Origin of the sequence: Mesorhizobium sp. M7A.F.Ca.MR.245.00.0.0 (genome assembly GCF_003997415.1) — a bacterium.
GTDB lineage: Bacteria > Pseudomonadota > Alphaproteobacteria > Rhizobiales > Rhizobiaceae > Mesorhizobium.
The window spans coordinates 282,877-296,988 of the sequence record NZ_RZTE01000002.1; the positions used below are offsets into that span (position 1 = coordinate 282,877).

The window sequence follows — 14,112 nt, forward strand, 5'->3', positions numbered from 1 at the left end:
GAGTTGTTTCGTGCGCACCCCGGCAAGACCGCCGCTGGATGGCCTGAAGAAAAGGCTCGATCAAAGCCGTGCCGAGCGCGTGCGTATGCCGCGTGACGGTTTCCTGCGCGAGACCTTCGTGCTGCCGCGCTCCGATGCGCGGCTCAAGGCCAAGGAATGGTTCGAGCGCTTTCCCAAGCAGGCCTACTGGACCGAGATCGAAAGTTGGTTCGAGCGGCCGGGCGACCTCATCGAGTTCACCATCAGGCGGTTGCCAGCGGCTGACTAGGCTGTCCTCGAGAGAGGCGGAGCAACCAGCCTCCTTGCCCCTGTCCCCTCGCGCGCCAGCCGGTCGCCCTTGTTGCGCAGCGGGCATTTGTCGATGGACATGCAGCCGCAGCCGATGCAGTCGGTCAGCCCGTCGCGCAGTTTCTTCAACTGGGCGATCTTGTGGTCGAGCCCGTCGCGCCAGGCGGTCGACAGCAGGTTCCAGTCGTCGCGCGTCGGCGTGCGGCCCTCGGGCAGTGACGCCAGGGCTTCACCGATCTCGGCCAGCGAGATGCCGACCTCCTGCGCGACCTTGATGATCGCCACGCGCCGCAGCACGTCGCGGCCGTAGCGGCGCTGGTTTCCCGCCGTACGGTGGCTGCGGATCAGGCCGCGGGCCTCATAGAAATGCAATGCCGACACCGCCACACCGCTGCGCATGGCGACCTGGCCGACTGTTAATTCCGTGACAGCAGCCATTTCGCACTTTCCGCTTGACCTCAAGTTAAGTTGAGCTTGTAGCGAAGAAATATCGTTTGGGCAAATGCAGGAGAAGGCGATGTGCGCCTGGGTGAGAATAAGTGGAGAAAGCTCTGTCGTCGTCGACGACAGGGGTGATGTTGTCGATGGGTTGTGGATTCTATCCGAGTTGCCGGATGGCTTCGCCCGCCGCCATGGCGACGGAAAGCGCGACGTTGATGCTGCGCGCCGTACCCTGCATCGGGATGGTCAGCCGCGTATCCGCCGCCTGATGGACAGGATCCGGCACGCCTGCGGATTCCCGGCCGAACAGGAGTATGTCGCCTTCGGCGAAGATGAAGCTGGTGTAGGCCGTCGTGGCTTTGGTCGACAGCAGCACCAGCCGGCGCGAACCAGCCTTGCGCCATTCCTCGAAGGCGTGCCAGTCGACATGCCGGGTCAGGGCAGCCATTTCGAGGTAGTCCATGCCGGCTCGCTTGAGCGCTTTGTCGGAGAGCGGAAATCCGGCCGGTTCGATGATGTCGACGCCAAGTCCGAGGCACGCGGCGAAGCGCAGGATTGTTCCGGTGTTGCCGGCAATGTCAGGCTGGTAGAGCGCGATGCGGAGACGACAGTTCATTTCCGCGTCCTTCTAATAAGTGGCGGATCGGCCACAGCGGCCTGGCGGTTTTGGAAATTGCTGGACCTGCGGGTGGCCATTTTCTGCGAAGTCGGTTATACGGCCAGCATTGTCAACCCGAACCGATGGAGGGGTAATTCATGATGACCATGCACATCCAGCGCCCCTCTCGTGGGCTTACCTGCCTGCCGGCGGTTTCGGTACGACGATTCTCCTGACTCTCTAAGACTTGATCGCACCGATTCCCGCCGAAACGATTTTTCGGCTCTCGAAGGAATCCTGCGATGTTTTTCAAAAAGTCAAAAGGGCTGAACGCCCCATCTGAAGCTGTCCGGACCGACGATCGTCGTCATGTCCAGACCGACGCAATGCGTGCCTCCGGCCGAATGCCGGCGGACGATATTGCTTCGCCTTTTTATCTCGATTTTCACACGGAGGACGGACCGATGTTCGATCCCTACAGAATACCTGGCTCGAGGAGCCTGCATATCCATCGACTGCCGACCTGGGCGCTGCTGATCGGCGACACCTATTCGTCGGCGGTGCACGCCGAGGTTCGCCGCCGGCCGCATCGCGGCATGCTGCCGGATGTCGATTTTTCGCGCGCGGTTCCCGATCTGAGCCGGCCTTCGCTGGTGCGCCGGATCATCCGGCTGATCCGGCCGGGCGCGAAAAACCGGGCTGGCGGCACCGTGTCGTCAGGATCGTCTGGCGCAGCTGTCGGCGAAAAGCCCGCGAGCCCCTATATTGCGCGAAGCAGGGCCGACGGTCCGGGTGATTCCAGACCGTCGGCCCTTGACGCCATGGGTTCCGGGGATTTCGTACGCTCACGTGCCGCGTAAGCGGCAAACACATTTCACAGGCATAACCTATGTTGTTGTTTAGCTGGTTTGAAAAAAGGCTCGATCCGTTCCCCGCAGCGGAACCGGTCGAGCCGCCCAAGACGCTGGTTGCCTTCTGCCTGCATTATACGCGCGGCGCATGGCCCTATATCCTTTTCGACGCGGTGCTGGTGACGGCCATCGCGATCGCGGAAGTATGGATGTTCGGCTTCCTCGGCCGCATCGTCGACTGGCTGTCGGGACAGAATCGCGAAACCTTCCTGCAGACGGAAGCCTGGAAGCTCGCCGGCATGGCCTTCATCGTGCTGTTCGCGCTGCCGAGCACGGTATGGCTGCATTCGTTTCTCAACCAGCAGACGCTGATGGGCAATTATCCCATGCGCATCCGCTGGCAGGTGCACCGCTATCTGCTCAAGCAGTCGATGAGTTTCTACCAGGACGAGTTCGCCGGCCGCATCGCGACAAAGCTGATGCAGACGGCTCTCGCCGTGCGGGAATGCGTCATCAAGGTGATCGACGTCCTGAACTACGTTATCGTCTATTTCCTCGGCATGCTGCTCATCGTCGGCTCGGCCGACTGGCGGCTGGCCGCGCCGCTCGGCGTCTGGCTGGTCGGCTATATCCTTTTGCTGCGCTACTTCATCCCGCGGTTGGGCAAGGTCGGCGAGGAGCAGGCCAATGCGCGCTCGATCATGACCGGCCGGGTCGTCGATAGCTACTCCAACATCCAGACGGTCAAGCTGTTCAGCCATGCACGCCGCGAAGCGTCATTCGCCAAAGACGGCATGTCCGGCTTTCTCGAAACGGTCTACCGGTCGATGCGGCTGGTGACAGTGCTTTTTGGCTCGCTTTACATCCTGAATGCATTGCTCTTGTTCTCCGTCACCGCGATGGCGTTGTGGCTGTGGCTGGGGCAAGCAGTGACGATCGGCGCGGTCGCCGTGGTCATCGGCCTTGTGCTCAGGATGTGGGGCATGTCGCAATGGATCATGTGGGAAATGTCGGGCCTGTTCGAGAACATCGGCACGGTGCAGGACGGCATCGCCTCGATCTCGCTGCCGCGTCTTGTCGAGGACAGGCCGGACGCGAAGGAGATCAGCGTTTCCAGGGGTGAAATCCGCTTCGAGGACATCCGCTTCCACTACGGCAAGCAGAAGGGTGTGATCGAAGGCTTGTCGCTGGCGGTGAAGCCGGGCGAAAAGGTCGGCATCGTAGGCCGTTCCGGCGCCGGCAAGTCGACGCTGGTCAACCTGTTGCTGCGCTTCTATGACCTCGAAGCCGGCCGGATTCTGATCGATGGCCAGGAGATCGCCGGTGTGAAGCAGGATTCGCTGCGTGCGCAGATCGGCATGGTCACGCAGGACACCTCGCTGCTGCATCGTTCGGTGCGCGAGAACATCCTCTATGGCCGGCCCGATGCCTCGGAAGAGCTGCTTGTCGAGGCGGCGGGGCGCGCCGAGGCGCTGGACTTCATATCAGGGCTTTCGGATGCCGGTGGCCGGAAGGGCTTCGATGCCCATGTCGGCGACCGCGGGGTCAAATTGTCCGGTGGCCAGCGTCAACGCATCGCCATTGCTCGCGTTATGTTGAAGGATGCGCCAATACTTATCCTTGACGAAGCGACCTCGGCGCTTGATTCCGAAGCCGAGGCGGCGATTCAGGAGAACCTCTACAAGCTCATGCAAGGCAAGACCGTCATCGCCATCGCGCACCGGCTCTCAACCATCGCGGCGATGGACAGGCTGGTGGTGATGGACAAAGGCCGTGTCATCGAGGAAGGTTCGCACGAGGAACTCGTCGCCCGCGGCGGGCTCTACGCCCAGCTCTGGCAGCGCCAGTCGGGCGGGTTCCTGCTTGAGGGCGGTCCCGCCGACCCCGCCAACGATGCACTTGCAAAGGGCCAAGCAGCCGAATGATGACTGCCGTCTATCGCTGGTTCGAGAACTGGGTCTATCCGTTCAGGGAGCCAGCGAATCTTCGGCCACCGACCAGCGTCGGCGGTTTCCTCTGGCACTATGTCGGCCAGGCGAAGTTCGCCTTCTTCGCCATGCTGGTCATCGGCGGCATCGCGCCGCTGGTCGAGGCCGGCCTGTTCTACTTCGTCGGGCGGCTGGTCGATATTCTCGACCAGCTTCCCGCCGAGCGCAGCTGGCACGCACTGTGGGCCGCCGCCGGTCCTGAACTGGTTTTCATGGTCGTGGTGGTGCTGGTCATCCGCACCGTCGTCGTCGGCCTGTCGGCGCTGGTCGATGAGCAGACCATCACGCCGGGCTTCTACAACCTGGTGCGCTGGCAGGCACACCGGCATGTCTCGCGCCAGTCCTACGCCTTTTTCCAGAACGATTTCGCCGGCCGCATCGCGACAAAGGTCTGGCAGGCGGGGCAAGCCACCGGCGACCTGATGGAAAGCTTCATCGAGGTGGTCTGGTTCATGATCGTCTACACGGTGACGACGCTGGCGCTGGTCGCAGGCCTCGATCTCAGGCTGGCGGTGCTGGTGGTGATCTGGATTTCCGCTTTCGCTTGGCTGGCCAAGCTCTACTTGCCGGCAATCCGCAAGCATGCCGAGGAGACCGCCGAGGCCGGCTCGATGATCACCGGCCGCATCGTCGATTCTTATTCCAACGTGCAGACGCTGAAACTGTTCTCGGCCGACGGCGACGACCGCTACATCAGGAACGGTTTCGACATCTATCTCGACGCATTGCGCCCGTTCACCCGCCGGCTGACAGGCGTGCGCATGGCGCTGACGACGCTATCGGGCATCATGATCACGGCGATCGGCTGCTTTGCCGTTTATCTCTGGGTCGAGGGTTCGATCACCGTCGGCGCGGTTGCCTTCACGCTGTCGCTGGTGCTGCGGCTCAACATGCTGCTCGGCCGGCTGATGATGCAGCTCAACAGCATCTTGCGAAACCTCGGCGTGCTGGAGAACTCCAAGGCGCTGATTTCGCAGCCGCTCGGCCTCACCGATGCGCCCGACGCCAAGGAACTTGTGGTGGCAGGCGGGCGTATCGAGGTGAAGAACGTCGAGTTCCATTACGGCAAAGGGTTCGGCGTGCTGAACGGCATCGACCTTGTCGTCAAGCCGGGCGAGAAGGTCGGGCTGGTCGGACCGTCGGGCGCCGGCAAGACGACGCTCGCGAACCTGATCCTGCGGCTCTACGATCTGGAGGGCGGCTCCATCATGATCGATGGCCAGGACGTCTCCGATGTCACGCAAAATTCGCTGCGCGCCAATATCGGCGTCGTCAGCCAGGACACGGCGCTGTTCCACCGTTCACTGCGCGACAACATCAAGCTCGGCATGCCAGATGCGACCGATGCGGAGGTGATCGCGGCGGCGAAAAAGGCCGAGGCGCACGAGTTCATCCTGACCTTGCGCGACAACAGGGACCGCGCCGGCTACGAAGCCTTTGTCGGCGAGCGCGGCGTCAAACTGTCGGGCGGCCAGCGCCAGCGCGTGGCGATCGCCCGCGTGTTTCTCAAGGATGCGCCGATCCTGATCCTCGACGAAGCGACCTCCGCACTCGATTCCGACATCGAGGCGGCGATCCAGGAGAATCTGACGCGGCTAATGGAAAACAAGACGGTCATCGCCATCGCCCACCGGCTGTCGACGATCGCGGCACTCGACCGACTGGTGGTGCTCGACGGCGGCCGCATCGTCGAGCAAGGCACGCATGACGAGTTGGTAGCACTCGAGGGGCTCTATGCGCGGCTGTGGAAGCGGCAGTCCGGCGGTTTTCTCTATCACGAGGACAGCGTGCTCGAAGAGACACGCCCGGCGGAGTAGCTCCATGGGTGGATCAACAGGCGCCATCTCAGAGGTCGGCTACGTTCTCAAGCGGCTCCGGCCGACCATGCCGGCTTTCGACATGCTGAAGGAAGAGAGCCGGCAGGAAGGCTACTGGATGCTGGTGCGCCTGGCGGATGGCTGGGCAAGTGGCCGCAACAAGTTCCTGAAAAGGGGCGAGGCGCTGTACGGAGCCTGGGATGGAAGGGAACTCGCCGGCGTGTGCGGGTTGAACATCGATCCCTATTTCGAGGCCAGGGACCAGGGCCGGGTCCGGCACCTGTTCGTCAGTGCGCGCCACCGTCGCGCCGGCCTTGGCCGGATGCTGGTTGAAACCGTTATCGACAGGGCACGTCACCATTTCGCCGCGCTGAACACCCGCGCGCCGCAAGAGGCTTTTGGTTTTTACGCACGGCTTGGATTTACGCACGTGGAAGGCGAAGAATTCGTCACTCACCGCATGATTTTCGGGAAAGGAGGCTGAAATGTCCTTGCGTCCGCCATCTCATCTTGCCGGCGGCTCGGCCGCCGAAGCCGCGTTCGACGCGCTCGGCCATGAAATATTGGCGGAAAAGGCGGCAGCACTCGGCCGCGCCGGCCAGCGGGTAGAGGAAACGCTGGCCAGGCTGCGCGACAATGCCGACGAGCAACTGCGCCCCCGGCTGCTCAAGGATGCCGCCGAGGCGGTGCATGGCTATTTCATCCAGCGCGAGCTGTGCGGCTTGCGCAAGCACGATGCCGTCATTCGTGAATACAACATCCCGAAAGCGGTGCTGGCCAGGCTCGGCGCGAAATAGAGATCACTCCAGCCATTCGGTGATGAAGCTGCCGTTCTCGTGGATGTCGGTCGTCTCCAGCGGGCCTGGGCCGAGATTGGTGAATTTGTGCGGCGTGTTGGGCGGCACGATCAGGATCTGGCCGGCGGATGCCTCGATCTCCTGGTCGCCGACAGTGAACAGGCCGGTGCCCTGGCGGATGATGAAGATCTCCGCGTAGGGATGCGTGTGCAGGCGGGGGCCGCCGCCGACGCCAGGCAGATAGTTGAAGATCAGGCAGGAGTTGGAGCCGTAGGCGCCACATTGCAATTCGCCCTTCCAATGGTCGGAGCGAACAGACCAGGTGTCGCGGTCTATGACGTGTGCCATGATGGCAAGGATAGACCCGGCTGGCGCCTTGTGTCGAGCCGAACAGGGGCGTCGGATTTGCGGTTGTTTCCCGGTTGTTTAGCGATGTTTGGCGGCTATCCGGCGTCGCTTTGAGCGGTGGCGGATTTTGTCCCCGCGACAATCTGCCCTTGTGCCTTCACCCGTCTGGACAAAAACGGGCTTCACGCATAAACCGAAGTCCAAATGCCGGAGGAATTCGCAAGCCTGTTCGCCATGCGCTGTCGGGTTGGCGTAATTGAGCGGGGAACAAGGCTCAGCCACCGGCACGGAAGAGGCGAAAGGATCAGGCACCCGTGAGCGCAACCGACACCCAGGATCCCAACCGTCGTGATTTTCTCTACGTCGCCACCGGCATGGCCGCAGTGGTCGGCGCGGGTGCCTTCGCGTGGCCGTTCATCGACCAGATGCGCCCCGATGCCTCGACGCTGGCGCTCGCTTCCGTCGAAGTCGACGTCGCCTCGCTGACGCCGGGCATGTCGCTGATCGTCAAATGGCGCGGCAAGCCGGTCGTGGTCCGCAACCGCACCGAACAGGAAATGAAGGACGGCGAGGCCGTCAAGCTGGCCGATCTCAAGGACCCGATCGCCCGCAACGCCAATCTGCCGGCCGATGCACCGGCGACCGACGCCAACCGCACCACACCCGGCAAGGAAGCCTGGATGGTGATGGTTCAGGTCTGCACCCATCTCGGCTGCATTCCGCTCGGCCAGGAAGGCGATTTCGGCGGCTGGTTCTGCCCATGCCACGGCTCGGTCTACGACACGGCCGGACGCATCCGCCAAGGCCCGGCGCCTGAGAACATGGCGGTTCCGGTATTCAAGTTCATTTCCGATACCAAGATCCTTATCGGTTGAGGCAGGGGACATTTCGATGAGCGAGGGACACTCGACCTATACGCCCAAAACCGGTCTCGGACGCTGGTTCGACGCCCGTATGCCGCTGCCGCGGCTGGTCTATGACAGCTTCGTCGCCTATCCGGTGCCGCGCAACCTCAACTACGCTTGGACGTTTGGCGGCATCCTGTCGATCATGCTGGTGGCGCAGATGCTGACCGGCATCGTGCTGGCCATGCACTACACGGCCGACACCAATCTCGCCTTCGGCTCGGTCGAGAAGATCATGCGCGACGTGAATTCGGGCTGGCTGCTGCGCTACATGCATTCGAACGGCGCCTCGTTCTTCTTCGTCGCCGTCTACATCCACATCTTCCGTGGCCTCTATTACGGCTCCTACAAGGCGCCGCGCGAGCTGCTGTGGATCCTCGGCTGCATCATCTATCTCCTGATGATGGCGACCGGCTTCATGGGCTACGTGCTGCCATGGGGCCAGATGAGCTTCTGGGGTGCCACCGTCATCACGGGTTTCTTCAGCGCCATTCCGCTGGTCGGCGACTGGATCCAGCAGCTGCTGCTCGGCGGCTTTGCCGTCGACAACCCGACGCTGAACCGCTTCTTTGCGCTGCACTATCTGTTGCCGTTCATGATTGCCGGCGTCGTCGTTTTGCACATCTGGGCGCTGCATGTCGTGGGCCAGTCGAACCCGACGGGTATCGAGGTCAAGTCGAAGACCGACACTGTCGCCTTCACCCCCTACGCGACCATCAAGGACGCGTTCGGCATGATCGTGTTTCTGTTCTTCTTCGCCTATTTCGTCTTCTACCTGCCGAACTATCTCGGCCATCCCGACAACTACATCGTCGCCAACCCGCTGAAGACGCCGGCCCACATCGTGCCCGAATGGTACTTCCTGCCGTTCTACGCGATCCTGCGCGCCATCACCTTCAATGTCGGGCCGATCAACTCCAAGCTCGGCGGCGTGCTGTGCATGTTCGGCGCCATCGTCATGTTGTTCCTGGTGCCGTGGCTCGACACTTCGAAGGTACGCTCGGCCGTTTACCGGCCCTGGTACAAGCTGTTCTTCTGGCTGTTCGTGGCCGATGCCATCCTGCTTGGCTGGCTGGGCTCGCAGCCGGCCGAAGGCAGCTATGTGTTCATGGCGCAGATGGCGACATTGTTCTACTTCGCCTTCTTCCTGATCGCGCTGCCGGTGCTCGGCCTGATTGAGACGCCGCGACGGCTGCCGAACTCGATCACCGAGGCGGTCCTCGAGAAGAACAAGGGCGGCAGCGGACATCCGGCGGGCGCTACGGCGGCGCCGGAAACCAAAGGCTGAGCCGGTAGAGAATCTAAGGGGATTTGGCATGAAAAAGATTCTCACCTCGCTGGCGCTGGTCGGCCTCGTGGCCGTCGGCATCGGGTCGGCGGCGGCGGGCACTTGGGCGATCGCCGCCGAAGAGGCGCACAACGCCGCCGCGCCGACGCATTTCCCGATCCACGAGCCGAAGGAAATGGACTGGAGCTTCACCGGCCCGTTTGGCACCTATGACAAGGCGCAGCTGCAGCGCGGCCTCAAGGTCTACAAGGAAGTCTGCGCGGCCTGCCATTCGATGAACATGGTGGCGTTCCGCACGCTGTCGGACCTCGGCTATTCCGATGCGCAGATCAAGACGCTGTCGGCCGAGTACACGATCCATGACGGTCCCAACGATGCCGGCGACATGTTCGACCGTCCCGGCAAGCCGTCCGACCACTTCCCGCCACCGTTCGCAAACGACGAAGCGGCCGCCGCTTCCAATGGTGGTGCTGCTCCGCCCGACATGTCGCTGCTGGCCAAGGCGCGCGGCGTCGAGCGCGGCTTTCCGCAATTCGTCTTCGACATCTTCACCCAGTATGACGCGGGCGGGCCCGACTATATCCACTCGCTGCTGACAGGCTATAACGAGACACCGCCTGCCGGCATGGTCATCCCGGAAGGCACCCACTACAACCCCTATTTCATGTCGGGCGTGTCGCTGAAGATGCCCAACCCGCTGTCCGACGGCCAGGTGACCTATGATGACGGCGCGCCGCAGACAGTCGACCAGTACTCCCGCGACGTTTCCGCCTTCCTGATGTGGGCGGCCGAGCCGCATATGGAAGACCGCAAGAAGACCGGTTTTCGCGTGCTGGTGTTCCTGCTTCTGTTCGGCGCGCTGGTCTATCTCACCAAGCGCAAGGTGTGGGAAGGCGTGGCGCATTGAGCCACACAATCAAGTGATCGCGAAGGGCGCCGAGAGGCGCCCTTTTGCATTTCCGGAGGCTGGTCATGTCACATGGCCGTCACCGCATCCGGCGATCCTGTGCTGCTCTCATCAAAGGATCGCATTCATGAAAAGATACGCATCGCTCGCGGCAGGCCTGTTGCTGCTCATCGTCGGCTCGGCCGCGCAAGCGGAAGACGCCCAGCCCTTCATCACCAACAAGGATGTCGACCTGACGATGATCCTGCCGCCGCCGCCGGCAAACGATTCGGCACAAACCAAGGCCGAACTCGGCGAGGTGCTGACTTTGCAGGTCACGCGCACCCCGGAGATGGTCGCCAGCGCGGTGGCCGATGCCGAGGAGAATGTCTGGCGCTTTGCCGACGTGATGGGGCCGAAATTCAACAAGGAAACGCTGCCGAAATTCAGCGCCTTCTTCGATCGCGTGGTGGCTACCGAAGGCGCTGTCGTCGATCCGGCCAAGGATGTCTGGAAGCGCCCGCGCCCGCATCAGCTCAGCGATCTCGTCAAGCCTGCGGTCAAGCTGTCGAACTCCGGTTCCTGGCCTTCCGGACACGCCACCGTCGGCACGATGATGGGCATCATTCTGTCCGACATGGTTCCGGAAAAGCGCGCCGAGATCATGGCACGCGCGAGCAAATACGCTCACAACCGCGTGGTTGGCGGCATCCATTTTGCGTCCGATGTCGAGATGGGCAGGATTTCCGGCAGCGTCATTGCCGCGGTCCTGCTCAACCGGGACGACTTCAAGGCTGAATATGAAGTGGCCAGGGCCGAGCTTCGTTCCGATCTCGGCATGTAATCCTCGTCAGCCGGATTTAGACGGGAAGGGGCGCTTAAGGCGCTCCTTTCTTGTCTGCGCCATTGCTTAGGCGGAAGTTCGGCAATTAGTCCGTTGGCATGGCGGCATGAGGTTGATATTCGACGCATCGAACGGTGGCGAGAAGCTCGTCCCGCCATGGCTTTTGGATTTCGATGATGCGGCTCAGCGACTGTCACAACTTTTCCGATTTCCGCCACATGGCGCAGCGGCGGCTGCCAGGGCCGATCTTCAATTACATCGACGGCGCGGCGGACGACGAGGTCACCTACCGCCGCAACACCGAAAGCTTCGAGACCTGCGATCTGGTTCCCAACGTGCTGCGCGGGGTGAGCGAGGTCGACATGTCGGTGACGGTCATGGGCCAGAAGCTGGCGATGCCGTTCTATTGCTCGCCGACCGCCTTGCAGCGCCTGTTCCACCATCAGGGCGAGCGCGCGGTCGCCAAGGCCGCGGCCAAGTATGGCACCATGTTCGGCGTCTCGTCGCTTGGCACCGTCAGCCTCGAGGAGGCGCGCAGCATCAGCAGCAGCCCGCAGGTCTACCAGTTCTATTTCCATCGGGATCGCGGTCTTAACCGGGCGATGATGCAGCGCGCCAAGGCGGTCGGCGTCGAGGTGATGATGCTGACCGTCGACAGCATCACCGGAGGAAATCGCGAGCGCGACAAACGCACCGGCTTTGCCATTCCCTTCAAGCTCAACTTTGCCGGAATGGCGCAGTTCGCGCTCAAGCCGGCCTGGGCGATCAATTATTTCACGCATGAGGGGTTCAAGCTGCCGCAGCTCGACGAGCATGTCGACATGGGCGGCGGCACGATGTCGATCAGCCGCTACTTCACCGAGATGCTAGACCCGTCGATGACGTGGGACGATGTCGCCGAGATGGTCAAGCTTTGGTCGGGTCCGTTCTGTCTCAAGGGCGTTATGTCGGTAGAGGACGCAAGACGCGCCGTCGACATCGGCTGCAGCGGCATCGTGCTGTCGAACCATGGCGGGCGGCAGCTGGATGGCTCGCGGGCGGCGTTCGACCAGCTTGCCGAGATCGTCGATGCCGTTGGCGACAGGATCGACGTCATCATGGATGGCGGCGTGCAGCGCGGCACGCATGTGCTGAAGGCGCTGTCGCTCGGTGCCAAGGCCGTCGGTGTCGGACGCTACTATCTGTTCCCGCTCGCGGCGGCGGGCCAGCCCGGCGTCGAACGGGCCCTTGAGCAGATGCGGGTCGAGATCGAACGCGGCATGAAGCTGATGGGCTGCAGTTCGATCGAACAATTGTCGCGCAAGAACCTCCGTTTCAGGTAATCTCGACCCATGAAATCCTCCCTCGAAGACACATTGCTCGCCGCGATCCGTACCATTCCGGACTATCCCAAGCCAGGCATCCTGTTTCGCGACATCACCACGCTGCTCGGCAATGCGCGCGCCTTCCGCCGCGCCATCGACGAACTGGTGCATCCCTACGCCGGCCAGAAGATCGACAAGATCGCCGGCATCGAGGCACGCGGGTTCATCCTTGGCGGCGCCGTCGCCCATCAGCTCTCGGCCGGCTTCGTGCCGATCCGCAAGAAAGGCAAGCTGCCCTACGAGACGGTGCGCGTCGCCTATAGCCTGGAATATGGCCTGGACGAGATGGAGATGCACAAGGACGGCGTTGCTCCTGGCGAGAAGGTGATCCTTGTCGACGATCTGATCGCCACCGGCGGCACCGCGGAAGCGGCGGTCAAGCTGCTGCGCCAGATCGGCGCCGACATCCTCGCCGCCTGTTTTGTCATCGACCTGCCGGACCTCGGCGGTCGCGCCAAGCTCGAAGCGCTCGGCGTGCCGGTCAGGACGCTGATAGGGTTCGAGGGGCATTAGGTTTCTCCCTCGCCCCGTTTACGGGGAGAGGGAAGCGAAGCGAGCAACGCGAGCGGAGCAGGGTGAGGGGTAAGTACGACCGTCGAGTTTAAGACACCAACGCTGGCGCCGCCCCTCATCCGCCCTTCGGGCACCTTCTCCCCGTAAACGGGGCGAAGGAAAAAGCTACTCCACCTTCACCAGCACGGCGCTTTCGAACTCGAGCACCTTGTCGCCGGTGGAATCGAAAGCTTCCGAACGCAGCGCCAGAAGCCGCCAGCCGGGGCGTGAGGCAATCGGGCGGTGCGACAGCGCGGTGCGCGTGAAGGTGATGGCTTGCCCGGCATAGACCGGCTTCAGCCATTTCAGGTTCTTGAAGCCGGGCGAGGGGCCGAATTCCGGCACCGGACCGGGACCGCTCCACGCAGCGATCTCGGCGTCCATACGGTTTTCCAGATTGAGTTTCATCCAGTTCGCGGCCGTGTGCCAGCCAGACGCGCAGAGGCCGCCGAGCACGCTTTTCTTTGCAGCCTCCTCGTCGATATGGAAGATTTGCGGGTCGTATTTGCAGGCGAAGGCCTTGATCGCCTCGGGCTCGAATGTGTGCGAGCCGAGCGTGACGGTGGTGCCGATACGGAAGAACTCGTCCAGTGTCATGCTTGGCTCCCCGCGGCATCGCGCGTGAGGAACATGACCGAGTTCTCGAGCTCGAAGACGCTTTCGCCACGCTGGTTGAACAGTTCGCTGCGCATGGTGACGAAGCCGAGTTGCGGCTTCGATTTCGACAGGCGCTTGGCAACAACCATCAGGGTGCCGGTCAGTTGGTCGCCGGCCAGGACCGGTTTCTTCCATTTGACCTGATCGACGCCGGGCGCGCCCTGGCAGGTCGAGTCCAGCAGGAACGCGTCGCAGAGCATGCGCATGAACATGGCGCAGGTGTGCCAGCCCGACGCTGCCAGCCCGCCGAGGATGCTGGCCTTGCCGGCTTCCTCGTCGAGATGCATTGGCTGCGGGTCAAATTCTCCGGCAAATTCGACGATCTCGGCGGCACTCACGAGCTTCGAGCCGAGGTCGATCGATGCGCCCTCGATGAAGTCCTCATAGGCCCATGTTTTTATCTCTGCAGTCATGGTCTGGAATCCGGCTTGTCGACCCACGATCCCCAGGATCGAGGTTTCCGGATGCAGGCCGGCGTTCATTTGGTC

At 62.5% G+C, this 14,112-nt stretch carries 17 protein-coding genes; 12 read left to right on the forward strand and 5 right to left on the reverse strand.

The window, feature by feature from the left end:
* Positions 1-10: 10 nt before the first annotated feature.
* Positions 11-268, forward strand: a complete 258-nt coding sequence (locus EOB80_RS04370; RefSeq protein ID WP_013529975.1) for a hypothetical protein — start codon at positions 11-13, stop codon at positions 266-268.
* On the opposite strand, the gene soxR is transcribed toward EOB80_RS04370, so the two are convergent.
* Entirely contained in the window at positions 265-726 is a 462-nt protein-coding gene (soxR, locus tag EOB80_RS04375; protein ID WP_127326782.1) for a redox-sensitive transcriptional activator SoxR, read from the reverse strand. The genes EOB80_RS04370 and soxR overlap by 4 nt on opposite strands.
* 160 nt (positions 727-886) lie before the next feature.
* Positions 887-1,345, reverse strand: coding sequence for a tRNA (cytidine(34)-2'-O)-methyltransferase (locus EOB80_RS04380; protein ID WP_127326783.1), 459 nt, complete (start codon positions 1,343-1,345; stop codon positions 887-889).
* Positions 1,346-1,791: 446 nt separating this feature from the next.
* Between EOB80_RS04380 and EOB80_RS04385 the strand changes: the two genes are divergently transcribed.
* The 5 genes from EOB80_RS04385 to EOB80_RS04405 are packed head-to-tail and all read left to right on the forward strand — an operon-like array spanning position 1,792 to position 6,780.
* Positions 1,792-2,187, forward strand: coding sequence for a hypothetical protein (locus EOB80_RS04385; protein WP_127326784.1), 396 nt, complete (start codon positions 1,792-1,794; stop codon positions 2,185-2,187).
* A 29-nt stretch (positions 2,188-2,216) separates the two neighbouring features.
* Positions 2,217-4,103 (forward strand): ABC transporter ATP-binding protein, encoded by a 1,887-nt coding sequence (locus EOB80_RS04390; RefSeq protein WP_127326785.1) that lies wholly within the window; start codon positions 2,217-2,219, stop codon positions 4,101-4,103.
* Positions 4,100-5,983, forward strand: coding sequence for an ABC transporter ATP-binding protein (locus EOB80_RS04395; protein ID WP_127326786.1), 1,884 nt, complete (start codon positions 4,100-4,102; stop codon positions 5,981-5,983). Before EOB80_RS04390 ends, EOB80_RS04395 begins: the two co-directional genes overlap by 4 nt.
* A 4-nt stretch (positions 5,984-5,987) precedes the next feature.
* Positions 5,988-6,467: a GNAT family N-acetyltransferase gene (locus EOB80_RS04400; RefSeq protein ID WP_127326787.1), complete on the forward strand. Its 480-nt coding sequence runs from the start codon at positions 5,988-5,990 to the stop codon at positions 6,465-6,467.
* 1 nt (position 6,468) lies between these two features.
* Positions 6,469-6,780, forward strand: coding sequence for a DUF6665 family protein (locus EOB80_RS04405; protein WP_127326788.1), 312 nt, complete (start codon positions 6,469-6,471; stop codon positions 6,778-6,780).
* Between the two features lie 3 nt (positions 6,781-6,783).
* On the opposite strand, the gene EOB80_RS04410 is transcribed toward EOB80_RS04405, so the two are convergent.
* Complete coding sequence (locus tag EOB80_RS04410; RefSeq protein ID WP_127270961.1) at positions 6,784-7,128, reverse strand: cupin domain-containing protein; 345 nt, start codon at positions 7,126-7,128, stop codon at positions 6,784-6,786.
* A gap of 314 nt (positions 7,129-7,442) precedes the next feature.
* On the opposite strand from EOB80_RS04410, the gene petA reads away from it, so the two are divergent.
* From petA to EOB80_RS04440, 6 genes are all read left to right on the forward strand, one after another.
* Positions 7,443-8,003: a ubiquinol-cytochrome c reductase iron-sulfur subunit gene (gene petA, locus EOB80_RS04415; protein ID WP_127270959.1), complete on the forward strand. Its 561-nt coding sequence runs from the start codon at positions 7,443-7,445 to the stop codon at positions 8,001-8,003.
* Between the two features lie 16 nt (positions 8,004-8,019).
* Positions 8,020-9,321, forward strand: coding sequence for a cytochrome b N-terminal domain-containing protein (locus EOB80_RS04420; protein ID WP_127326789.1), 1,302 nt, complete (start codon positions 8,020-8,022; stop codon positions 9,319-9,321).
* A gap of 28 nt (positions 9,322-9,349) precedes the next feature.
* Positions 9,350-10,228, forward strand: coding sequence for a cytochrome c1 (locus tag EOB80_RS04425; RefSeq protein WP_127326790.1), 879 nt, complete (start codon positions 9,350-9,352; stop codon positions 10,226-10,228).
* Positions 10,229-10,355: 127 nt separating this feature from the next.
* Complete coding sequence (locus EOB80_RS04430) at positions 10,356-11,051, forward strand: phosphatase PAP2 family protein (RefSeq protein ID WP_127326791.1); 696 nt, start codon at positions 10,356-10,358, stop codon at positions 11,049-11,051.
* A 176-nt stretch (positions 11,052-11,227) separates the two neighbouring features.
* Entirely contained in the window at positions 11,228-12,373 is a 1,146-nt protein-coding gene (locus tag EOB80_RS04435; protein WP_164762514.1) for an alpha-hydroxy acid oxidase, read from the forward strand.
* Positions 12,374-12,382: 9 nt separating this feature from the next.
* Positions 12,383-12,928: an adenine phosphoribosyltransferase gene (locus EOB80_RS04440; protein ID WP_013529989.1), complete on the forward strand. Its 546-nt coding sequence runs from the start codon at positions 12,383-12,385 to the stop codon at positions 12,926-12,928.
* A 165-nt stretch (positions 12,929-13,093) separates the two neighbouring features.
* On the opposite strand, the gene EOB80_RS04445 is transcribed toward EOB80_RS04440, so the two are convergent.
* Together EOB80_RS04445 and EOB80_RS04450 are read right to left on the reverse strand one after the other, a co-directional pair.
* On the reverse strand, positions 13,094-13,564 hold the full coding sequence (locus EOB80_RS04445) for a MaoC family dehydratase (protein WP_127326793.1): 471 nt from the start codon (positions 13,562-13,564) through the stop codon (positions 13,094-13,096).
* Entirely contained in the window at positions 13,561-14,037 is a 477-nt protein-coding gene (locus EOB80_RS04450) for a MaoC family dehydratase (RefSeq protein WP_127269625.1), read from the reverse strand. Before EOB80_RS04450 ends, EOB80_RS04445 begins: the two co-directional genes overlap by 4 nt.
* Positions 14,038-14,112 lie beyond the last annotated feature (75 nt).